Origin of the sequence: Roseibium album (assembly GCF_001404515.1) — a bacterium.
GTDB lineage: Bacteria > Pseudomonadota > Alphaproteobacteria > Rhizobiales > Stappiaceae > Roseibium > Roseibium album.
The window spans coordinates 109,922-132,360 of record NZ_CXWE01000011.1; the positions used below are offsets into that span (position 1 = coordinate 109,922).

Genomic DNA, 22,439 nt, shown 5'->3' on the forward strand with positions numbered 1-22,439 from the left:
CGCGGTTGAATGGATCAGGGAACGGCTCTGGCTGACGTTTTCCGGATCTACGGGTTTTTCATGGCTCGACCGGCCAAACAGGCTCTCCCGTGAAACCGGAAAACGACATCTGACAATATTTTTCTCTCGACTGGATCATGGCTGAACGATCGCGTTTTGTGCTGAAACCGGTCTTCTCAAGCGTTTGCGACATTGTCCAGAAAATGCCCGACTTCCTGGTTCAGCACTTCAGTTTTTTGGGCCAGTTCCGAGGAAGCACTCAGCACCAGGCTCGCGGACTGACTTGTCTGAGATACGGCCTGTGAAAGATCAGACATGTTGGTTTTCACAGAGCCGGTTCCTTCGGCGGCGCGTTGAACATTCACTGAAATCTCATTGGTGGCCGCGCCCTGTTGTTCAACGGCTGCAGCAATGGTTGACGTGTATTCGTTGACTTCTTCCATGGTGTCGGTGATTTCCTGGATCGCGGAGACGGCATCATTCGTTGCTCTTTGGATCTCCGAAATCTGTGAGCCGATTTCTTCCGTTGCCTTGGACGTTTGGGTCGCAAGCTCCTTGACCTCAGCTGCTACAACGGCAAATCCCTTGCCGGCTTCACCGGCACGGGCAGCTTCGATCGTTGCGTTCAACGCGAGCAGATTTGTTTGTTCTGCAATGGCCTGGATCAGACTGACGACTTCCCCGATTTTCGTTGCAGCACTGGAAAGACTCTGGACCTTTTCGTTGGTCACTTGAGTACCTTCCGTCGCGCGTCCAACGACATGTGTCGTCTGGCTGACCTGCCTGGCGATTTCGGCAATAGACGCAGCCAGTTCTTCCGCCGCGCTCGCAACCGTCTGAACGTTTTGCGTTGCTTCGTCGGTTATACCGAAAGTGCTATCTGCGAGACTGGAGTTTTGGCTGGCGATCGAATTGAGATCCTGAGCCGTGCCATCAAGGGTGCTTGCGGTTTCACCAACAGAATTGAGGACGGTTGAAGCCTTTTCCCGAAATCCGGTGATGAGCTGCTCGATCGCTGCCTGGCGCTGTTCGCGAATTTGCTGTTCGTGCTCCGTGTCCGACTGCAGTTGGACACGCTCAACAGCGTTGTCCCGGAATACCTGCAAGGTGCGGCTCATGTCACCGATTTCGTCGCCTCGGGTCGTACCCTCGATATCAACTTCGGTATCACCGTCTGCAAGCAGTGACATGGTTTTAGTTGTACGTCTCAGCGGCCTTGTAACAGCGAAATTGAGCGCAAATGCGAGGCCTGCTCCGGCCGCGATTGCTGCGAGGAGAGCAATGCTTATGACACTCAATGCACTTGTGCTGGAGGCTTGTGCTGCTGCGCTTTGGCCGGCCGAGATGGCTGAAATCCGGGCCTGGACCGTTTCGGACAGGTCTTTCATCGCGCTGATTTCAGAGGCGAGCGAAAACTGATTGGCCGCAAGGCCTTCAAACGTCGAACCATAAGTGGTCAGAGCGGAAAGCACTTCGGGGACTTTCTCGACGATTGCCGGGAAATCCTTCGCACTTTCTTCAAGACGCGTCGTCAGGTCGTTCAAACTCGAAAGACCCGTCAACACTGCATTTTGCGTCTCTTCATCAGGCGATACCATGAAATAGAAGATTGCAGCCTTGACCGCGTTCGCATCCGCTTCGAGCTGCATCACGGTGCCGGACACGTTGTCCGCGGCATAGAAATTCTGATTGATTTCCTCTGCCTGCTTGTTGACTCTATCGATCGCAACCGCCGTATCCGTCTGGATTTTCTTTACGTTGGCAACCAATTCATCGAAACCAAGTTTTGCGCTGTCAGTAAGGTCGAAGATTGCGATGTAGTCCTTCGTCGTCGACAACTTGTCGAGAATTGCGACAACTTCTTCCGTCTTTGCAGCGAGATTTTTGAAATCCTCCCTATCGATGCCGTCGAAGCTGTTTCCCGCCATAGCCATTGCTGAAGGCGACAATGCCTGCAACCGGGCCTTTACCTCGGCGATCTGCGCGGCATTGTTTGCAGCGGCGGCAAAAAGGTTTTGCAGGGTCAAAACTTCTTCCTGAAAACTCGCTGCCGCCTGACCAACCTTGTTGGCGCCAACCATCGTTTTGCGCGCATTTGTATCGTCAGAACTGATACCAATCCGGGCAATGATCGCCTTGCCGAGAATATCCCCTGCAGCTGCTTCAAATCCGGTCACGGCTTCTTCCAGCTGTGCTCTTTTTTCAGCTTGCGACTGGGTGAGGGCAACGACGTTCTCGAAAATCTTGCGGAAGTCCGTTACTGCGGCAGCAGCTTCCGCAACCTGAATTTTTGCGGTGTCTTCACTTTTCAAACGTTCTTCAAGGACTGCCAGTTCCTGTCTAAGCGTGTCGATGTCAACAAGTGCGGCATCTGCGGCTTCAACATTTCGGGACGCGAGGAAGTTTTCACGCTTACCGGCAAGGTTTTGCAGTTGCGCAATTGCGGATGTTGACTGTTTTGAAATTTCCATTCTCTCCGACAGGGTCATGACACTGTAGGCGCCAACGCCGCCGACGATCCCCGTGAGAGCGACCACGGCAGCAAAACTTCCGCCAACTTTCACGCCGAATTTGAGATCGGTTGCAAATTTCAGAAACTTCATGTCATCCCCTCGAAGCCCCAGACGCCGAAACGTCAAATAATCTGTCCAGAGGATAAGCAATGATTCCTTATTATTTAGTGTAATTCAAAAACCTGTTTGAATAATTCAGTTTATTACTTATGTAAATATCAAACTTCTTATTTTTACATGAAAAATAGAGTATAAAAATGAATAATACATATTCATGGTGAAGGGTATTGGTGATATTTTTTGGCGTTGTTTTTCATTCGAAAATGAATATTCAATAGCACCCTATGGTTGCCATCCTGAAAATTTCAGCTCTATTAACTTAAGGCGTTTGGAGGAAAAATATTCCTATTCCAACTATTTTTCCTTTGCGTAAATAAAAATGCTCCCGAAGTTCGGGAGCATTTGTCGATTGGCAAAATGAGGAAGATCAAGCGCCCCACACTAGCGGCGCTGGTCGATTGGAGTGTAGTCGCGTTTGGTTGCACCGGTGTAAAGCTGCCGCGGACGACCGATTCGCTGGGACGGATCTTCAACCATTTCTTTCCATTGTGCGATCCAGCCAACCGTACGCGCCAGGGCAAACAGAACAGTGAACATGGTTGTCGGGAAGCCGAGCGCTCTCAGTGTAATACCGGAATAGAAATCGATATTCGGATACAGCTTCTTTTCGATGAAATATTCATCGTTGAGCGCGATCTTTTCCAGTTCAATGGCTACGTCAAGAAGCGGATCGTCCTTGATACCCAATTCTCCGAGAACCTCATGCGTTGTTTTCTGCATGATACGGGCGCGTGGGTCATAGTTTTTGTAAACCCGGTGGCCGAAACCCATCAGACGGAAGGGATCGTCCTTGTCCTTTGCGCGTTCGACATACTCGGGAATATTGTCCACGGACCCGATTTCAGAGAGCATGTTGAGAGCAGCCTCGTTGGCGCCCCCGTGTGCCGGACCCCAGAGGCAGGCGATTCCGGCGGCGATACAGGCAAAAGGATTGGCACCAGAAGACCCTGCAAGGCGAACCGTCGACGTTGACGCGTTCTGTTCATGATCGGCATGAAGGATGAAGATACGATCCATCGCGCGTGCCAGAACCGGGTTGACCTTGTATTCCTCACATGGAACCGCAAAGCACATGTGCAGGAAGTTCGCAGCGTAGCCCAGGTCGTTGCGCGGATACACGAACGGTTGGCCAACATGATATTTGTAGGCCATTGCCGCAATGGTCGGCATTTTCGCGATCATGCGCAGCGACGCGACCATGCGCTGGTGCGGGTCGGCGATGTCGGTTGAATCGTGATAAAATGCTGACAATGCGCCTACTGTTCCGACCATGATCGCCATTGGGTGGGCGTCGCGGCGGAAGCCGGAGAAAAAGCGATTCATCTGCTCATGAATCATCGTGTGGTAAGTCACGCGACTGACAAAATCGTCTTTTTGAACTTTCGTCGGCAATTCGCCGTAAAGCAGCAAATAGCAGGATTCCAGGAAGTCCCCGTGGTCCGCCAGTTGTTCAATAGGGTAACCACGGTAGAGAAGCGTGCCTTCATCACCATCGATATAGGTGATCTTGGACTCACAGGATGCAGTTGAAGTAAATCCCGGGTCATACGTGAACATGTCGGTGTCCTTGTACAAGGACGATATGTTCACGACTGACGGTCCGATGGACCCGTCAAGAACGTCGAAGTCGTGGGCGGCGCCACGGACGTTGAGCTTGGCGTTGTTGTCGGCCATACAGAAACCCCTTTGCGTTATCCTGGTGTCCCGTCAGATTCGGACCTCGCAATTTCCACCAGCGAGTTCGTTGCCGGACGGCACTTGAGAAATTTTCGGGTCTTGCGTAGCCCATTTACTGCACTGCCGCAAGCTGACCCTTATAACGCTTTGGTCAAAGGCGGACTTGCCCGGTTGCCAGACCGGGCTCGACTTCAATCCTACGAGGAATGCTGCAACCCGCCTGAAAAGTCTCAAGCGGACTGGTCTTCTATGCGTTTGAGAGATTCTTCTCTGCCAAGCGCAATGAGAACGTCATAAATTCCGGGTGATGTTCCCCGCCCGGTCAGCGCGGCACGCAGTGGCTGTGCAACTTTTCCAAGCTTCAGTTCTCTTTCCTCTGCATAGGACTTTACCGCTGCCTCCAACGTCTCCGAGCCCCAGTTCGGCGCCGTGGAAAGAACGTTGTGCAGTTCCTTGAGAATTGTTCGGGCTTCCTCATTGAGGATCTTTTGTGCCTTCTCGTCCGTGTCCAATGGTCGCTGCCGCCAAAGGTAAGACGCGCTTTCCGTCAGTTCGACGAGTGTCTTTGCCCGCTCCTTGAGGCCGGGTAGCGCCGTCAGAGCCGTTTGCTCATTGTCACTTTGCGATAGCCAGAAGAGCGCAGCGTCGCCACCATCTGCGTGTTGAAGATAAATCTTCCAGTGCCCGAGCAATTCTGCGTCCCCGGTGGCGCGCATGTAATGGCCGTTGAGATTTTCAAGCTTCTTGAAGTCGAAGCGGGCCGCGGATTGCCCGACTGCATCCATTCCGAACCAGGCGATCATGTCCTCAAGTGAAATGATTTCATCATCGCCATGGCTCCAGCCAAGGCGGGCCAGATAGTTCCGCATGGCTTGAGGAAGGTACCCCAGCGCTCGGTAAGCTTCTGCGCCGGTTGCGCCATGGCGTTTTGACAGTTTTGCGCCGTCCGGTCCGTGTATCAGCGGAATATGCGCCATTTCAGGCACGTTCCATCCGAGGGCTTTGAAAATGAGTGTCTGTCTTGCCGCGTTGGTCAGGTGGTCGACACCGCGAATGATGTGTGTGACACCCATGTCATGGTCGTCGACGACGACCGCCAGCATATAGGTTGGGGTTCCATCCGAACGCAGGAGAATCAAATCGTCGAGATCCTTGTTCGGAATGACAACGCGGCCCTGGACCATGTCGTTGATGACCGTTTCACCCTCCTGGGGCGCCTTGAGCCGGACAACGGGATTGACGCCATCTGGTGCCAGGGAAGGGTCACGATCTCTCCAGGTGCCGTCATAGCGTGGCGGTCGTCCTTCAGCGCGCGCTTTCTCACGCATCGCCTCAATCTCTTCCGGCGTGCTGTAACACTTGTAGGCGGTGCCGGAGGACAGCATTTGCTCGACGGCTTCCTGGTGTCTGCCGACACGGGAAAACTGGGAAATGGGGTCTCCCTCCCAATCGAGGCCAAGCCAGGATAGCCCGTCAATCAGTGCATCAACTGCCTCAGGAGTGGAGCGCGCGCGGTCAGTGTCTTCAATGCGCAGCAGCATTTTTCCGTTATTGTGTTTTGCAAACAGCCAGTTGAACAATGCTGTGCGGGCTCCGCCAATGTGCAGGAAACCTGTCGGGGAAGGAGCGAAGCGCGTGACGATCTCTTGTGTCATGGTGATTTTTTTGGAAGTCTCATTATGAATGGGAGCGCCTGCTGCGCCAAGTGTGTGGCGCGGTCTTAACACAGGCGCGGTCGGGGCTAAATAGTGTCTCGTTCGTTTCTTGTGTCAGCACGGGAAGAGCTGCGACTTGAGGATCGGTAACGATCGACCGCAAAAGAATGAAAATCGCCTGCCTGCGGTTACCTTTGACGATTCCCATCTTGAAATAGAAACTGACCGCGGCAGCGGAAGTGATCGGCGAAGGACGTCCCGGAAATCTGTGTGGCGTTTCTTTTCGAATTTCAACAAACAGCAGTCGGATTTGTTTACGGTCAGTCACTGGGACAATCAGGCGCTGCTCTGGATCTGCTTTTCGTTTGCTGCCGGGATTGCAGCTTACGTTTTGCTGCCGGTGGAACCTTTCTGGCCTTTTCTTGTGCTTACGCTTCTGGTGTGCGCGCTGTTTTCGGTCTGGCGAGGATACCGCGACAGACTAAATCCGCTTATCCTTCTGGGCGTTGCCTTCTGGGCCGGGCTTACCTGCGCTACTCTTCGAACAGCCTATGTCAGCGCTCCGCGTCTTGGCGAAGAAATGAACGTTTCCCTGACCGGCCGTGTCCTTGAACGACTGGAAAGAGCCAACAGTGTCCGATTGGTTCTCGCCGTTGAAACGATCAATGATCGCCCGATTGAGGATATTGTCTTTCCGGCGAAAGTGCGTGTCAGCGTTCCTGCTGCAACGCTGGCAAATTCCGGAAACAGAGTGCGATTACGCGCACGTCTTTTCCCGCCGTCAGGTCCAGTCCTGCCTGGCGGGTATGATTTTTCCTTTCGTGCGTTCTTTTTGCAGATTGGCGCTACCGGGTTCAGTTTTGGAGCGCCGCAGTTGCTTTCAGATGGCGAAATGCCTGTCTGGCAAAAGGCCGATGTTCTGATTCAGGTCTTACGTCAACGGATTGCTGACAGGATAGCGACACATCTGCCCGCAGAACAGGAGACTGCTCTTGTTGTTGCCCTGCTTGTGGGAGACCGCAGCGGGATTGACGAGACCCAGGAGGAAAACCTGCGAGCGGCGGGCTTGGCCCATATCCTGGCGATATCTGGACTTCACATGGCGCTGTTCGCCGGTGGTGCATATGCCGCTGTTCTGTTTCTTCTTGCTCTTCTGCCGCCGTTGACCCTGCGTTGGCCAATTCACAAGTTTGCAGCCGTTGCAGCTCTTCTGGCGGCTATTTTCTATCTGGCCGTATCAGGTGCTTCTGTCGCGACACAGCGCTCGTTCCTGATGATCACGCTTGTGTTTCTGGGGATCCTCGTCGGACGCAGGGGGTTAACTCTGCGTAGCGTCGCGCTTGCCGGTTTGCTGTTGCTGCTGCTTGCCCCGGAGAGACTGTTTTCCCCCGGTTTCCAGATGTCTTTTGCCGCGGTCATTTGCCTCGTAGCTGTTTACGAAACGTGGCGCGATCGCCGCGAGCCTTTTGCCGGGAAAAACCGGCGTCAGCAAAAACTGCCAGGCCGTGTCGGGTCCACCATTTCAAACTGGATGGTCGGCCTCGTCATCACCGCGCTTGTTGCCGGCCTGGCAACAGGCATCATCGCCGCATATCATTTTGGCCGCGTAGCGCCTCTCGGCATGCTGGGCAATCTTCTCGGCATGCCGGTATTCACCTTGCTGGTGATGCCGATGGGTGTTCTCGCAATGATAATGATGCCTTTCGGCCTGGCATCCCTTCCTCTTGCGGCCATGTCCCTAGGGATCACTCTCTTGCTCAAGATCGCGGCCTTCGTTGCCGAACTTGACGGAGGCGCCGGCGCAATCGGACGCTTGACTGCATTCGAGGCGTTTGCCTTTTCGATCGCACTCTTTGCCTGTCTGCTACTGCGGGGACGGTGGCGATCATGTGCATTGGTACCGTTCACAGTCGGGTTGATTCTGGTTCTGTTTTCTCAGCCCCCTGATGTTCAAATTGCTGCCACCGGAACAAGGATATCGGCGAGGGACATCAACGGAGATCTGAATTGGCTCGGCGGAAGGCGAACGTTCCTGGTTGATGTCTGGTATCAGACCGAAGGTGTTCCAGCGCACGAAATCATGTCGTACAAGATGAAATCGCCCCAAAAGACATGCGATCCGGATGGGTGTGTCATCAAGGCATATACAGCTCGAGGGGGAGACGAGGAGCTGGAACGGCCTCCCGCACCGCTTCTGATAGCAATGCCCAAATCGCAGAAAGCACTTGCGCTGGATTGCAGGTATGCCGATCTGATCGTAAGCGATCTAATCGTGCCGGCGACATGCGGGGCAAAGCTGGTTATCGACGGCGGCACAAGGCAGGTCAGGGGCGCAGTCTCGCTCTGGTTGAGCGCGGAGGTTCTCCCCGAGATCAATTCTTCTCCAGATACTCCAGCCACTTATGATGACACCGAGATTGCCAACGCAATCCATGTCGCCAAGATTCGATATGCAATCGCTGCAGCGCCACGACCATGGCACGAGCGAGGGGGTGTGACGCGCGCCGAATTGCAATGACGACGTGCAACCCTGCACGCCACCGCACTGCGATCCAGTTTTAGAATGCCGTTTCCGGCTTCAGCGAGAGCCGATGTGACCGGGCAGGGGTGTCAATACTGACGAAACAGCGCAACCAGGCGACCTTGCACGCGAACTCTACCAGGTCCGAAAATACGGGTTTCGTATGCGGGATTGGCCGCTTCAAGGGCGATCGAGGCACCTTTCTTGCGCAACCGCTTCAAAGTGGCTTCTTCTTCGTCGACCAGCGCCACAACAATGTCACCACTGTCGGCACTATCCGTTCGCCTGATGAGCACGGTATCGCCGTCCAGAATACCCGCCTCGATCATGGAATCACCGCGCACTTCCAATGCGTAGTGTTCCCCTTTTCCAAGGAGTTCCTGAGGGACAGTAATCGTATGGCTGTGTGTCTGAATGGCCTCGATCGGAACACCGGCCGCAATTCGACCCATAACGGGAATTTCGGTCGCGGCAACTTCAGGGGCAGGCGCGGTGCGCGCCGGCTCGGATTTCCCCAGTGACCCCTCAATAACCTCCGGTGAAAAACTCCCGCGGGGTCTGGGTGTTCCAAGACCCGGAGCAATCGAGTCCGGCAGCCGAACAACTTCCATCGCCCGCGCCCGGTTCGGTAACCGTCTGATAAAGCCACGCTCTTCAAGTGCAGTGATCAGCCGATGAATTCCGGATTTCGATCGAAGATCCAGTGCGTCCTTCATCTCATCGAAAGAGGGTGGAACACCGGTTTCCTTCAGTCTTTCATGAATGAACATGAGCAGTTCATACTGCTTGCGCGTGAGCATGTCGGCTTCCCCTGACCACAAGAACGGGCTGGTACAAATCAAGAACAATCTACCTGTTCCCATTGTGTTCTGCAAGGGTAAATGTTCTCTTACTGTTCTATTCCGGTCCGACCGTAGCCGACTTGAATTCTCCGGCAACATTTTGCGGCATCGGGTCTTTTGGCACTGGGTCCCAACTTCAGTCTCAATTGGATTCAGGTGTTTTTTGAATGTGTTGCGGACTGTTTTGGTATGCGCGGAAGGTCATTTCGCATTGTCGGGTTTCGGGTGTCGCAACAAATGGGCGACCGAATATTCTGTTGCCAAATGTTGTCGTCAGGCGACCAAGTTGGACGTGGCGCCAGTCAACTTAACCGAATTCGATTAATTCGATTCAAGTTATTTATTTTCGTGGATGATTGGTCCGCAGGCAATTCCCGAAAGGCGATTCCCAGCAGATGATTTCCGGGCGCGCCGATGTTTGCATCGTGGTTATTTGCCACAGTCCAATTGAAGTGTCTCCAGGACGGACTGTTGCAATCGGTTGCAACTCTGCAGGTGTCGAAGCGCCCGTTTCCGCGGAATTTTCGGGGATGTGGACTGGAGGTTCTTGTCGTTCAAGGCCGCTGCACTAATTATCGGTTGCAATTGAATTGCACTGCGACGATTCGTTTGCAGGAATTCGAACTTAATCTGGTATTTGAACTCCCTCAATAACAGGCGAAGCCGAAATTCGAGGAACAGATCGATTGCTGACGTCGACTTCTCGATTAAATACTTGGGAATATCGGTAGCTTCGACAGGGTGGGGTAAGTAATTGACCGAAGCAACTCATTCGCAACTCGAATCTGTTGTCGATTTCTATTCGTCGATAAACGAATTGCAAACCCCGTCCGAGCTTTACAGGAAATTGAAACTGATCGCTCAGGAATTTCAGTTTGATCATTACGTTGCACTGAACGTTCCTCAGGTTACCGAGAAATTTATTCGCCCCAGCTTCATTGCATCCAATTGGCCGCGGAGCCTGGTTGCCCAATATGATCGTTTGGGTCTGCTGGAAAACAGTCCAATCATCGACGGATTGCGAAGGAAACATACCCCGATCGTGGTGGACCTCGAAGAAGGGGGCGTTCAGCGGCCAATGGACGAGCAAAGTGCCACCATCAGCCTGTTCCTGGAGCATAAAATGCCGCGCCATTTTTACGTTCCTTGTCACGACAAGACCGGAAGGCGAGGAGCGATAGGGTTTTCCGGGACACGTTCACTACCTTCCCCTAGCGAAGGTGCGCTGTTGCACATGATGGGCCTCTACGCGTTTTCCCGCTTGTATGCGCTGATCAGCGAACTTGGAGACAAAACTGTCCTCAGTGCCAGGGAAATGGAGTGCCTGGTGTGGTCTGCAAGGGGCAAAACCTCCGCCGAATGTGCAGTTATCCTGGGTGTTGCCGAATCAACGGTCGCAGGCTACCTCGCTTCGCTCAGCAGAAAGCTGCACGCTCAAAACAAAGCTCAGATGATTGCGATTGCGTACGAATTGGGGCTGATTTCTCATGCAAACATCAATCTGCGATAGTTTGCTGCGATGTGCGCAGGATTGCTGTGACCCCCCCCCTCGAAATTTGCAACCCGATTTGCAGGGCCGGTATTTACTTCGCCCAAACGGAGATTTTCAAGCAGATGACAAATAAATTTTTAGCTAAACTACTCAGAATTACATTGTAAAAATTTTTCGATTAAATATGATTTATTTATGATTCTATTTGATGTTTCAGAGAAATCATAAAATATTACTTTTTCGATGGTGTATTTCATTTCTGTGTTCATTTGCGGACACATAGTTTTGTGAACAGTTGGCTGTTGTCTGTGGAGTGATATGTCAGATGCTATCAATCAGGATCAGTGCGATACGTTCCCGTCGGTCGGGTGTCAGCGGATTTGTCTGACCGAGTTGAAGAAGCCAGTTATCTCCGACGATATCGTCTCGACGCTCTGCTCCATCTCCTGTGCGGCTGTCAAAAAGGTGTTGCTTGTATCGTCTGCGGAATCGATAGCCTGAAGGACACCGGAAATGTTTCCTGTAAGAACGTTCGTGCCGTCGGCAACGGTTTGTACGCTTGCGGAGATTTCGCCAGTTGCCGCACCTTGTTCTTCGACCGCGGCGGCAATTGACGCCGTCATTTCGTCGAGTTGTCTTACAACATTGGCGATGGTTCCGATCGAGGAGACCGCGTTTGTTGTGGCGCCCTGAATTTCCGCTACCTGGTGGCTGATTTCTTCGGTTGCCCTGGACGTCTGTGTCGCGAGTTCCTTTACCTCCGCAGCGACGACCGCAAACCCTTTTCCTGCGTCACCGGCTCTTGCAGCCTCTATGGTTGCATTGAGTGCCAACAGATTGGTTTGTTCTGCAATTGCTTGAATAAGCCCAATCACGTCTCCAATTTTCTGGGCAGCCCCGGAGAGACTTTCCACTTCTCCGCTTGTGCTCTCGGCATTCGTGCGCGCCTGGTTTGCGATTTGCGAGGCACCGGTCACCTGTTTGGATATCTCCAGTATTGAAGCTGAAAGTTCTTCCGTTGCGGAGGCTACTGTCTGGACGTTGATACCGGTTTCTTCCGATATAGCGGTTGCTGATCCGGTTTCGGATTTCGCGGATCCGCAGACCTGCAGGAGCTGCCCCGCGTCCTGAGCGACCGTACCGGCTCTGATGCCGATATTTGCCAGGGGTTCTTCGACCGACGCCTGGAATGTCTCGATGGCATCATCGAGTTCGCGTGTTCTGGTTTCCTGTGCCTCCATGAGAATCGCCTGATAGGTCGAGATGGCCATGTCCAGATCCAGAAGCACGGCTGTCGTTACATGAGACAGCGCGCGTGACAGTTTGCCGGGCGAGAAACGGAACTTCCGGACGACCAGTTCCTGCAGTCTGACGAGAACGAATTTGTACCCTGCGATGTACCATCTGGGTTCCAGGCCGATCCGGCTGTGTACGCGACCGATCCGGTTGATACTGGCTACATAGTCATCATCAAAGCCTTGTAAAAACAGCTTTTCCCAATGTGCTTTCTGGGCGGTTTCCAGCCTGCCTTGCTGCTCTCCGATCATTGTCGCCAATTCTGAATACTGCAGCAGATGATCGTAGAAATCGGTCAGTATGCAATCAAGGTCATTTTCGATGACCGGCCAAAGAGACTGGAGCCCCAAAATGACAGTTTCGTCCACTTGCGCAAAGCGTAGGCGACAATCAAAAACTTCAACGTCCTGAGTCATACTGACAATCCCAATCTTGTGACATACGCCGACTGCAAGCCACACATTTCCAGTTTGAAGCTGGAATGACTTCGATGCTGACGATGATCAGGGAACAATCAGGTCTTTCAGTGAAGAAAAGGTCGTAAGTTTCTTCTTGTTAAAACTTACAATTGCTACGTTGTAATACTTACTCTGATTGGTTGTTGCGTATGCGTATGTGCAGTAAGTGGGTAAATTTCATGTGTTTTCATTGCGTATATTACTTGGCGGACTGCTGTTTCAATTTTGCTTGCTTTCAATCAATAGGAGTTCGCAGGTCACAAGTGTCGGAGCTTCGCCTGCCTGCAATTTCCCCTGATGAAGCCGTCCATCCAGGTCAACACAGCGTATCGGGATTGCGCACTTGTTGTCGGCTTGTACTCTGCATGTCGGTTGAAGCAATATTTCTGAAATCAAACCCTTCATTGGCGCTGCGTCCTCAAAAGCCGCTCCGGCGAGACTGCCAAGGCCGAGAACTTCTATGGATCTTGTGTTCAGGTTTTCAGACAGTTTCAGGATACTCACAGTCAGGTCTTCGAATGGAGCCAACGTCGAAATGAGCGCGTTCGGAACGATTTCCTCTTCGCTACTCTCAACGCCCCTGACCCTGAAAAGCGTAAACTCAGTTTCAGGGTCGGGCGCTGCAACAAAGGCGGCGCCTTTGATGCCGTAGCCGCTGATTTCCGTACCTTTTTTGAGTATCAGACTGTCCGGCAAAAGATGACCGAGGTGACCAACGCCACCATCATTCCAAAAGGCGTGAATATGAGCGAACCAGTCACCTTCCTTTCGTCCGACGATTGCGACTGCTTCTTTCAGTCTCGCACCTTCAGATGATCTGGTATCGCTGTACCAGGCTGCATGTCTGCTATCGACCGCCCGGTCAGGCATCACATATCGAAATGATTCGAGTGACAGTCCGGAAAGATCCAGAACGGCTGAATGAAAGTCCCTTGTTTCAATCCAATCCGATATGGCTCTCAAGAGAGGGACGTTTTCGGGAGGTCTAAACGAAACCTTGTCCGCCCTGCCCAGTCTGTAGGGTAACCTGTCCGGGCATCTGGGGCCGGGATGTTGTATGTCACTCAGTTTTTTCGGTGCAGGGCGCCTCATATCAGCCCCTGTTCGGTCAAATGCTCCCGGACGAGCTTCTTGGTAACTTTGCCGTAAGCACTGGTCGGCATCGCGTCGACAAAGAGATACCTGGCCGGCATCTTGTAGCGGGCGACCTTGCCGGTCAGAAACTCGGCAAGTTCAGCCTCCAGAGTTTGCAGTTCGACATTCGCGACACAGACCGCCAACCCGACTTCGCCCCATTGTGGGTCGGGAATTCCAATTATCGCAACCTCCGAAACACCGTGATGAGTGAGCAGAACTTCCTCGATTTCCTTCGGATAAACGTTGGATCCTCCGGAAATGTACATGTCCGAAGCGCGTCCGGTCAGATAGAGATACCGCTGTTCGTCCATGTGGCCCAGGTCACCTGTACGAAACCAGCCGTCTCGAAAGGACTTTGCGTTCGCGGCCTCGTCTTCCAGGTAACCGGAACACACCGCCGCGCCGATGACACAGACTTCTCCCGTTTCGCCGGGCGGAAGGATTGTTCCTTGCTCATCCTGAATACTGATTTCGATCCCTGTTCTCTCTGTTCCGCATGTTCCGCTTCGTGCATGCGGCACGTCATCGGCGCAGTGGTCCTGCGCCCGCAAAACAGTGATGTTTCCGGTCACTTCGCCAAGGCCATAATACTGAACCAGAACGGCGCCGAGTTTGTTCAGTGCCTGTTTCTGGTCTTCCCGGTACATTGGTGCACCGGCATAAATGACTTGGCGCAGGCTGGAATGGTCGTAGCGGTCGACAGCCGGGTCGTCGACCAGGCGTTTCACGATTGTCGGAACCGTGAACATGTTGGAAATCCGATGCTTTTCTATCAATTCAAATGCTTTTGACGGACTGAACCCTCCACCCGGCATCAGGACATGAGCGGACCCGACAGGCAATTGCGCGATCTGTTGCAGCCCTGCGCCATGCGAAAGAGGTGCAATGACGAGTGAAGCGTCCAATTCGCTGCTACCGGGAAGCAGGTCTGCAAGATAGTTCACGGTTACGAAACCGATCTGACCGTGGGTCAGGACAACGGCCTTGGGTCTGCCGGTGGATCCGGATGTAAAGAACAGCCAGCACGGGTCGTCATAGTCGACGGAAATGTCCTTGAACCGGTTCCCGAGGAAACGATCGATGAGCTCCTCATAAGAGCTGCCAAATGTTGACGCGCCGATAGTGACAGTTCCGGAAAGAGCCGGCTGTGCGTCCTGCACAGCCTTGGCCTGGTCCTTGAATTCGGCGTCACAGACAAAGACTTTTGCTCGTGCTTTCCTGCTGGCAAATGCCGTTTCTCCGGGCGCTTGACGAAAATTGCAAGGGACCCAAACCGCACCCAATCGAAAGGCTGCGAGCATGATTTCGGTCATCTGATTGGAATTTTGCGCCTGAACGAGAATCCGATCACCTTTCGTGACCTCAAATTCTTCCTGCAGCGAATGGCAAAGTGCCGAGACCCGACGGTCCAGATCCTTCCAGGTCCATGTCCGGTCTTCCCAGATGATTGCCGGTCGATCCGGCCAGCGGGCAGCGTTTCTGGTCAGATAGTGCGCCAGATTGGTTACGCGATTGGAACAGCGTTCCGTCATCCGAGTGTCATTCCCTTGTTCCTGATTGCCGTTCAGGGACGTTAGGCCGCTCTTGCATTATTTGACAAGCCATCCCGTTGCACCGCATTTCTAAACGCCCGCACTTTATGAAACATGTTTGGAAAACCACTTCCTTGCCGAGGCTTCTTGATGACGGACAACCTGGTTACCGATTGGGACGACGCTTACGCCAATGCAGCACATATCGAGGGAGCTGAAGATTTCCCGCCCAGATGGGCTGACGGTGCCGCCGCGTTCAGAAAAAACTGGGCCTCAAAGGAATTGGATATCGGTTATGGAAGATCGAGCCGGCAGAAGTTCGACCTTTTCTTTCCCACACAAGCCTCCAAGGGGCTCGTGGTTTTCGTCCACGGTGGGTTCTGGCTGAAGTTCGACAAGAGCTACTGGTCGAAATACGCAAGCGGTGCACTGGCACATGGCTGGACAGTCTGCCTTCCCAGCTATGACCTTTCACCGGACGTGAGGATCAGTGACATCACACGACAGATCGGTTCTGCAATTTGTCTCGCGGGGGAACGTGTCAACGGCCCGATAAGGCTGACAGGCCATTCTGCCGGCGGGCATCTGGTGACCCGGATGGTCTGTGACGATACTCCGCTTTCCGATGCCGTCCTCAACCGGGTTGAGTCCGTTGTCTCGATCAGTGGTCTTCACGATCTGCGTCCGCTCAGAAAGACAAAGATGAACCTCTCGTTTGGATTGTCTGAAGATGACGCGGTTGCCGAAAGTGCCGCGCTTAAAAAGCCGAAGAAGAACTGCAGCGTGACTGCGTGGGTCGGTTCGCTGGAGCGGCCGGAATTCGTTCGGCAGTCGCGCCTGTTGTCGCAGACCTGGCCGGATGTCATGTACCACGAGGAACCGGGAAAACATCATTTTGATGTTATTGACGACTTGCAAATCGCCGAGAGCGAACTGATGAGCGTATTGGTCGGGGAGTGAACGCAGTTTTCGACCCAACGCGCTAGGTATCGGCTGTTATCCTGTCGGCGATTGCCTGGTTCAACATCAGCATGTTGCGCATCTTGGCACGGGCCTGTTCGGCATTCGCAGCATATATCGCATTTGCAACATTGATATGGTTTTGCCGCGAGAGTGTTTCTTCGGGAACCCCGTTGCGGCCAGCTGCATAAGACAACACCAGAACCGCATGGATCAGGTTTTGAAAATGCGCCAGCATCAGGCTGCCGCTCGCCTGCAGGATCGTGGAATGAAAGGCATAGTCGGCGCCGATCATGGCATTTGCACCATCATTGGAGTGAAGGTTCCTGGCAGCGGCGACAATTGTTTCTCTTTGCCTTTGGCTTGCATTGAGCGCCGCCAGTGCGGCTGCTTCGGGCTCGAAGATAAATCTCAGCTGGGTTGCTTCGGCATAAATCCTTGCCGTCATTGGACACTCGGGTGTGTGCCAGCGGATTACATCGGGATCCAGAAGGTTCCAGTCACTGAATTGGCAGACCCTCGAGCCATACCTGCGCGCAGTCCGCACAAGTCCCTTGCCGCAAAGTACCTTCACGGCCTCGCGAATTACGGTTCTTGAAACTCCCAGCGAACCGACAAGTTCCTCCTCCTTCGGGAGCGTGTTTCCCAAGGGATAGTAACCAAGGACTATTCGCCGCCCCAATTGTTCAACCGTGTCTTTTACAGCACCTGTCGGCAGGGAAGTCAGAATTTTGTCCGGTAATTCAAAAAAATGTCGATCTCTTTCGATCATGATACATGCTCGATAGTTCCAAGTATTGGCCTTGGAAACGGAGGGCAGACCAAATCACAGCATTTCTATTCTAAAATAAATCTGAACGAAAACCTACCGCCAAATCCTGAAATGCTGCTGCTAAATCCTTAGTTTTCATTTTTGACTTGTTTGGAATATCTGTCGAACAGGAAGGATCCGTCTATTATTCATTCCGAAATTCGGGTTTCGTCTTGGTGGCTCACTCGAGGAAAAATACTTTGCCGATCTCGGTGCAACACTGCTGGTATCAAGTTTTCCGTCAATAAATTTCAGAGTCGAACTGGTTCAATTTACAATTGATTTTTATGGAAAATTTAGAAAACCTGAGCAAGATGCGTATTCAGGGGTAGAGGCGAATAAATCGAACTGGCCATCTTGAGAAAAGTGTTGCGTCATGGGCTGATCAATCGTCCCGGGTGGCGTATGAAATCGATTGTCCGGAAAGGCGACGCAATTTGCTCGAACTAGATGGCGGCAGGTACGATTCGGGGCGAATTTCGGAGAGTTTCTCTCCGCTGGTCTGGAGTGAATGTCTTGAGTGTTAGCGACAGCGCGTCGTTGCCATATGCTCCAAAGGAGATGGGGCGGGTCAGTCTGTCCCGCACGTTTATTCTCTATACACTGGGCCTTTTCGCTGTTCTGGGCATAGTTTTCATTGCCATTTTGACAAAAATAACCTGGGACGCCTCCCACGCTCGGGCAATCCGCGTGACCGAAGCGTTCTTTCAGGCAACCAAACGTCCTTTTGAAAGGGCGATCTGGACAGTAAATGCGGATGCGACTTTGCAACTCATCCGGGGATTGGAAAGTCTGGAAGTCGTGGAACGGGTCTGGGTGGAGACGCCTGACACCGGAAATTTCGGAGAACCGGTTGAAGGAATTCGTCGCAGCGAGGCACTGAGCTACACCTTGAATTCGCCAAGTGCGATCTTGCACAAGGACGCAATCGGCCAGGTCTTCATCCTGATCGACCGGAGCACGATCTCTCGTGAAATCGTGTCGACCGTGGGTTACATCGTTGCGGCGATCATTGTCTATCTTTTACTGCTGGCTGTCGTTATCCGGGCTGTGTTTCGCCGCCTGATCGGGCGACCTCTGTCGACAATCGTCGGATATCTCTCAACCCCGCGTCTGATCGAGGCGCCACCTGATGCGCAACTTATGCCGGGAAGAGCGGACGAAATCGGAATACTTGCTTCAAGCCTTCAGTCAATGGTGCAGCGCAGGCACTTCGACCTTCAGAAAATTCAGGAATACCAGACGAACCTCGAAGATCTGGTGGCACATAGAACAGAGCAACTGAAACTTGTTCAGGAAGAGCTTATCCAGGCCGACAACCTTGCAGCGCTCGGTGCGTTGGTTGCGGGTGTCTCGCACGAGCTGAATACACCACTGGGCAATGCGCTCATGGCTGCGACGACAATCAAGGATGCAACCGACTATCTCAGGACCGAACTTGATGAACAGCGCCTCAGCAAGGAAACGCTGGAAAGCGAAGTTCAAAGAATTACGGATACCGCGAACATTATTGAAAAGACTCTCGGGCGGGCAAGGGAACTCGTCGGAAACTTCAGGCAGGTGGCAGTTGACCGTCAAAGCGAGAAAATGCGGTCGTTCAATTTCGATCATATTGTTCGCGAGACGCTCGCAACACTTCAGCCAACCTTGAAAAAAACCGCCTTCAAAGTCGAGCTCGACCTGGATGCCGACGAGGTGATCGAAAGTTATCCCGGCGCCGTTAGCCAGCTTGTTTCAAATCTCGTTGAAAACGCGATGAAGCACGCATATGAAGGCCGCAGCGAGGGCGTCATCAAACTCTGTTCGAAAGTCAGGCCGTTCATTGCCAATGATGGGTGTGACGGCAACACCAAGAAGATCGTGTTTACCTGCAAAGACTACGGGGTCGGAATTCCGGAGAAAAACCTGAAGAAAGTTTTCGAGCCTTTTTTTACAACCAAATTTGGCAAAGGGGGCTCCGGACTCGGAATGGCGATATGCTACCAGCTCGTGACGGAAGCACTAAAGGGATCAATCTCAGTGTCTTCCAAGGTCGGATCCGGAACAGAGTTCGTCATCGAGCTTCCAGTCAAAGTGCAGCTGCACAACAAATCAACGACGAGAGAGATGGTGCACTGAAATGGTGATGGATTTCCTTGCGCCTTCCGAACCCGATAACAAGAGGGATACGAAAACCCCCTGGAAAATTCTCGTTGTTGACGATGATCCCGATGTGCACGAAGTGACGAGGATTGCGGTCGCCGGATGCTCATTCGAGGACCGTTCCTTCGATCTCTTGCATGCCTTGTCCGCACAGGACGCGCGGCAGCTGCTTGTGGAGCATGACGATGTTGCCGTTGCGCTGATCGATGTCGTGATGGAGAGCGACACGGCAGGGCTTGCTCTTGTCAGCTGGATCAGATCGGAGCTCAAAAACAATTTTACGCGTCTTATCCTGAGAACCGGTCAACCGGGCTACGCTCCGCAAACAGACGTGATCATGAAATTTGATATCGATGGTTACGCGGAAAAGGCCGAACTTTCCCGAACCAAACTGATTACGGCGATCGTTACGGCGTTGCGTGGATACAAACTCGTCATGTCGCTGGAGGACAACCGGCGGAAATTGAAGCAGTTGAATACCCAGTTTTCCGCGATTGTTGAAAAGAATGCCCTCAGCGAATTTGCGTCAACCGTGCTTGAGCATTTTTCCGATCTCGTCGGTGAGCCGATTGATGGGTTGCTTTGCGGCCTTGAAGCCATGCCCGAATACGGAACCGCTGACATTTCAATGGTGCGCGTTCTTGCTGCTGCAGGTGAATTTGAAGACAAGGTCGACCTGCCTCTTGAGGTCATCGGCGAAGATCTCGTTCGAAAATCGATCCTGGAATGTATTGAGAGCAAGGGAACCCATTCGACAGCTCAAGGCGTGGCGTTGCCGTTGGTAACCAGGAACGGAATGGCTGGAGCGCTCTACGTCGCACTTCCCCTCGGCATACTGGATGAGCGGATCGGGTCTGAAGTCGTTCAGCTTTTCGTCTCCAATGTTGCTTTGGGTTATGAAAAAACCGGTTTGCTCGAACATATTCGGAACCTGGCCTATGTCGACCGGATGACCGGGCTGTCGACCTTCTCGGGTTTCATTGAAGCCTTCCAGCGCCATGCTGGTGATGGCCGCCCACTCCTGGTGGTCCATTCGGACATTCAACGGTTTCGTGTCATTGTCGACGGCATTGGTGATGAACAGGCCGGCGCCGTGCTTAAGCGGACCGGGCACAGGCTATCCCAGACTTTCCCCGATGCATTGACGATCGCGCGAAAGGAAAAGGATGAATTTCTCATTCTTCTCAAGGGTGGTGAAGAAAACAAGATACAGGATGTTGTCGCCAGGGTTGAAGAGGCCTTTCAGGAACCGATCACGCTCCACGAAAATCAGATTACGCTAAGATTACGCTTGGGTTTTGCCGCTGCTGACGATGAAAAAAGGGGCGCTGAGGAAACTGTCAGGTATGCTTCGATCGCACTGAACGATGTCCGGCAAAAGGGATTGACGAACCACGCCGTTTTTCACCCGCTTATGCAGGAGGCCGCGTTTGAAAGATTGCGGTTGGCATCGCTCCTGACCGGTTCTGGAAACCAGACCGAGTTTTCTCTGAACTATCAGCCGATAATGCACGCGACAGACGAGAGCATCGCTTCCTTCGAAGCTTTGATGCGCTTCAGGACAAAGTCCGGTAGTTTCCTCAATACAGCGCGAATGATCGAGGCGGCCGAGGCCAGCGGGTTGATCATCGAAATCGGTGCCTGGATGTTCAAGACCGCTTTTTCCGAATTCAGTCAGTTAAGCGGCGTTTCGGAGCATGTCAGGCTCAATGTCAATCTGTCCCCCAGACAAGTTCAGGCGAACAGGATCTACAAGGATATCGAGGATGCGGCTGCGGCTGCCAACTTCACCTTGGATCGGCTTGTGTTTGAAGTCACCGAGGGACTGTTCGTCAGCAACGACCAGGTAACGATGTCGCTTTTGACCTGGCTGCGCAACAAGGGCGCAAAGGTGGTGATCGACGACTTCGGGACCGGATATTCTTCTTTCAGTTATCTTCGCAAGTTGCCCGTCGACGGTATCAAGATCGACAGAAGCTTCATCATGAACATGGAGCAGGATGCGGATGCGCTGGCAGTGGTGAAGTCGATAATCGCTGTTGCGCAGGCGCTGGATCTGAGTATCACGGCCGAAGGTGTCGAAACATCGGATCAGCGGCAAATAATGCAGGAACTCCGCTGCGATTTTCTTCAGGGTTATTTTTATGCCAAACCTCTTCCGAGTTCCGAGCTCGGCCCCTTTATTCAAACTGCCGTAGTCCCGGGCGCTGCGGCCGGCTGAAATCGCACAAGAATACGCCTTGCTCCAAAATCTTCTTGCAACAACGGTGCGCAAACCCCGTGCGACTGCCGGTTGTCCGGTTTTCTTTCGTGACCGGGACATAAGTGATTGAAATTTGTGGCGAGGCAGGCTCTCATAGATCCAAATCGATTTTACGGACAAGCGCGACAACACGCGATTTGAGGGGGAACACTATGGATATGAACGGCTCCCACCGAATACCGGCAAAACGAGAGGCCGTCTGGGAGGCTCTCAACGATCCTGAAGTGCTGAAGGCCTGCATTCCTGGTTGCGAGAGCTTGGAAAAGACGTCCGAGACGGAAATGAATGCTGCGGTGACGACGAAGATCGGGCCGGTTAAGGCGAAGTTCAAGGGAGCGGTCACGCTTGAGGATCTCAACCCGCCCGAGAGTTATACGATCAGGGGAGAAGGCAAGGGCGGCGTTGCCGGTTTTGCCAAGGGATCGGCGCAAGTCCGGCTGTTGGAAGAAGGGGCTGAGACAGTTCTGAGCTATGAGGCGAAAGCTCAGGTCGGCGGCAAGCTTGCGCAGCTTGGTAGCCGGTTGGTCGATTCAACTGCAAAAAAGCTGGCTGACGAGTTTTTCACCAAGTTCACCGAGCGGGTCGGTGAGGGACAGGGGGCACCGGAGGTGAGCCCACCTGCCGACGATGAACTGGATGCCGGGGTTGCCGAGGAAGCCAAGCGCATAGCGATTGAAGAGACACCCGGTGAAGTTCTGCATGCGATCGAGGAAGCCGAGCATGCGGTCGAGGAGTCGTTGCAAAAGGCGGAAGAAAACCTGGAGGTTGCCGCGGGGCGCAACGCATATGGCGGACCGATGGTGTGGGGCCTAGCGCTGCTTGGCGTGCTGATCCTCGTGCTTGCGCTTGCAAGCTGAGATCATTTGCAGTGACCGGCCTTTGAAAAATGGCACCAAGGGATACGAAAGAGACGCGAATAACCAGATTGACCGGGCCGGAATTTCGGATCTGGTCCTGACAGTATCATTAGGGAGAGGATTTTATGTCGAAGGTATCGATGGTCTTGAACGGGAAGACGGT

The 22,439-nt window shown here is 53.0% G+C and carries 14 protein-coding genes; 6 read left to right on the forward strand and 8 right to left on the reverse strand.

What is annotated here, in order from left to right; genetic code table 11:
- Positions 1–176 precede the first annotated feature (176 nt).
- The 3 genes from LA5095_RS28440 to gltX all read right to left on the reverse strand — a co-directional run bounded on the left by LA5095_RS28440 (position 177) and on the right by gltX (position 5,965).
- Entirely contained in the window at positions 177–2,603 is a 2,427-nt protein-coding gene (locus tag LA5095_RS28440; protein ID WP_055121190.1) for a methyl-accepting chemotaxis protein, read from the reverse strand.
- Between the two features lie 411 nt (positions 2,604–3,014).
- Positions 3,015–4,307, reverse strand: a complete 1,293-nt coding sequence (gltA, locus tag LA5095_RS28445; RefSeq protein ID WP_055121191.1) for a citrate synthase — start codon at positions 4,305–4,307, stop codon at positions 3,015–3,017.
- Between the two features lie 233 nt (positions 4,308–4,540).
- The gene (gltX, locus tag LA5095_RS28450; protein WP_055121192.1) at positions 4,541–5,965 is read right to left on the reverse strand and encodes a glutamate--tRNA ligase; all 1,425 of its coding nucleotides are present in this window, start codon (positions 5,963–5,965) and stop codon (positions 4,541–4,543) included.
- A 310-nt stretch (positions 5,966–6,275) separates the two neighbouring features.
- Here gltX and LA5095_RS28455 point away from each other — a divergent pair, with 310 nt between their 5' ends.
- Positions 6,276–8,483: a ComEC/Rec2 family competence protein gene (locus tag LA5095_RS28455; RefSeq protein WP_158510449.1), complete on the forward strand. Its 2,208-nt coding sequence runs from the start codon at positions 6,276–6,278 to the stop codon at positions 8,481–8,483.
- A gap of 92 nt (positions 8,484–8,575) precedes the next feature.
- On the opposite strand, the gene lexA is transcribed toward LA5095_RS28455, so the two are convergent.
- Positions 8,576–9,286 carry a transcriptional repressor LexA gene (lexA, locus tag LA5095_RS28460; protein ID WP_055121194.1) on the reverse strand — a complete coding sequence of 237 codons (711 nt, stop codon included), beginning with the start codon at positions 9,284–9,286 and terminating at the stop codon, positions 8,576–8,578.
- Between the two features lie 796 nt (positions 9,287–10,082).
- On the opposite strand from lexA, the gene LA5095_RS28470 reads away from it, so the two are divergent.
- The gene (locus LA5095_RS28470) at positions 10,083–10,838 is read left to right on the forward strand and encodes a helix-turn-helix transcriptional regulator (RefSeq protein ID WP_055121196.1); all 756 of its coding nucleotides are present in this window, start codon (positions 10,083–10,085) and stop codon (positions 10,836–10,838) included.
- A 353-nt stretch (positions 10,839–11,191) separates the two neighbouring features.
- Here LA5095_RS28470 and LA5095_RS28475 read toward each other — a convergent pair whose 3' ends face one another.
- The 3 genes from LA5095_RS28475 to LA5095_RS28485 all read right to left on the reverse strand — a co-directional run bounded on the left by LA5095_RS28475 (position 11,192) and on the right by LA5095_RS28485 (position 15,243).
- Positions 11,192–12,532: a globin-coupled sensor protein gene (locus tag LA5095_RS28475; protein WP_055121197.1), complete on the reverse strand. Its 1,341-nt coding sequence runs from the start codon at positions 12,530–12,532 to the stop codon at positions 11,192–11,194.
- A gap of 261 nt (positions 12,533–12,793) precedes the next feature.
- On the reverse strand, positions 12,794–13,666 hold the full coding sequence (locus LA5095_RS28480; RefSeq protein WP_208992900.1) for a PPC domain-containing DNA-binding protein: 873 nt from the start codon (positions 13,664–13,666) through the stop codon (positions 12,794–12,796).
- Positions 13,663–15,243 (reverse strand): acyl-CoA synthetase, encoded by a 1,581-nt coding sequence (locus tag LA5095_RS28485; protein WP_055121199.1) that lies wholly within the window; start codon positions 15,241–15,243, stop codon positions 13,663–13,665. Before LA5095_RS28485 ends, LA5095_RS28480 begins: the two co-directional genes overlap by 4 nt.
- 150 nt (positions 15,244–15,393) lie before the next feature.
- Here LA5095_RS28485 and LA5095_RS28490 point away from each other — a divergent pair, with 150 nt between their 5' ends.
- Complete coding sequence (locus LA5095_RS28490) at positions 15,394–16,203, forward strand: hormone-sensitive lipase (protein WP_055121200.1); 810 nt, start codon at positions 15,394–15,396, stop codon at positions 16,201–16,203.
- A 22-nt stretch (positions 16,204–16,225) separates the two neighbouring features.
- Here LA5095_RS28490 and LA5095_RS28495 read toward each other — a convergent pair whose 3' ends face one another.
- The gene (locus LA5095_RS28495) at positions 16,226–16,975 is read right to left on the reverse strand and encodes a FadR/GntR family transcriptional regulator (protein ID WP_055121201.1); all 750 of its coding nucleotides are present in this window, start codon (positions 16,973–16,975) and stop codon (positions 16,226–16,228) included.
- A 555-nt stretch (positions 16,976–17,530) separates the two neighbouring features.
- Here LA5095_RS28495 and LA5095_RS28500 point away from each other — a divergent pair.
- From LA5095_RS28500 to LA5095_RS28510, 3 genes are all read left to right on the forward strand, one after another.
- Positions 17,531–19,132, forward strand: a complete 1,602-nt coding sequence (locus tag LA5095_RS28500) for a sensor histidine kinase (protein ID WP_208992901.1) — start codon at positions 17,531–17,533, stop codon at positions 19,130–19,132.
- Between the two features lies 1 nt (position 19,133).
- The gene (locus LA5095_RS28505) at positions 19,134–21,377 is read left to right on the forward strand and encodes an EAL domain-containing response regulator (RefSeq protein ID WP_055121203.1); all 2,244 of its coding nucleotides are present in this window, start codon (positions 19,134–19,136) and stop codon (positions 21,375–21,377) included.
- 194 nt (positions 21,378–21,571) lie between these two features.
- Positions 21,572–22,276, forward strand: a complete 705-nt coding sequence (locus LA5095_RS28510) for an SRPBCC family protein (RefSeq protein WP_055121204.1) — start codon at positions 21,572–21,574, stop codon at positions 22,274–22,276.
- Positions 22,277–22,439: the final 163 nt, after the last annotated feature.

What these genes read in the sequence shown, in the direction of transcription:
- LA5095_RS28495 (WP_055121201.1), bottom strand. Translation starts at nt 16,975, where the DNA reads ATGATCGAAAGAGATCGACATTTTTTTGAATTACCGGACAAAATTCTG.
- LA5095_RS28480 (WP_208992900.1), bottom strand. Translation starts at nt 13,666, where the DNA reads ATGAGGCGCCCTGCACCGAAAAAACTGAGTGACATACAACATCCCGGC.
- LA5095_RS28510 (WP_055121204.1), top strand. Translation starts at nt 21,572, where the DNA reads ATGGATATGAACGGCTCCCACCGAATACCGGCAAAACGAGAGGCCGTC.
- LA5095_RS28505 (WP_055121203.1), top strand. Translation starts at nt 19,134, where the DNA reads ATGGTGATGGATTTCCTTGCGCCTTCCGAACCCGATAACAAGAGGGAT.
- gltA (WP_055121191.1), bottom strand. Translation starts at nt 4,307, where the DNA reads ATGGCCGACAACAACGCCAAGCTCAACGTCCGTGGCGCCGCCCACGAC.
- LA5095_RS28440 (WP_055121190.1), bottom strand. Translation starts at nt 2,603, where the DNA reads ATGAAGTTTCTGAAATTTGCAACCGATCTCAAATTCGGCGTGAAAGTT.
- LA5095_RS28485 (WP_055121199.1), bottom strand. Translation starts at nt 15,243, where the DNA reads ATGACGGAACGCTGTTCCAATCGCGTAACCAATCTGGCGCACTATCTG.
- LA5095_RS28490 (WP_055121200.1), top strand. Translation starts at nt 15,394, where the DNA reads ATGACGGACAACCTGGTTACCGATTGGGACGACGCTTACGCCAATGCA.
- LA5095_RS28475 (WP_055121197.1), bottom strand. Translation starts at nt 12,532, where the DNA reads ATGACTCAGGACGTTGAAGTTTTTGATTGTCGCCTACGCTTTGCGCAA.
- lexA (WP_055121194.1), bottom strand. Translation starts at nt 9,286, where the DNA reads ATGCTCACGCGCAAGCAGTATGAACTGCTCATGTTCATTCATGAAAGA.
- gltX (WP_055121192.1), bottom strand. Translation starts at nt 5,965, where the DNA reads ATGACACAAGAGATCGTCACGCGCTTCGCTCCTTCCCCGACAGGTTTC.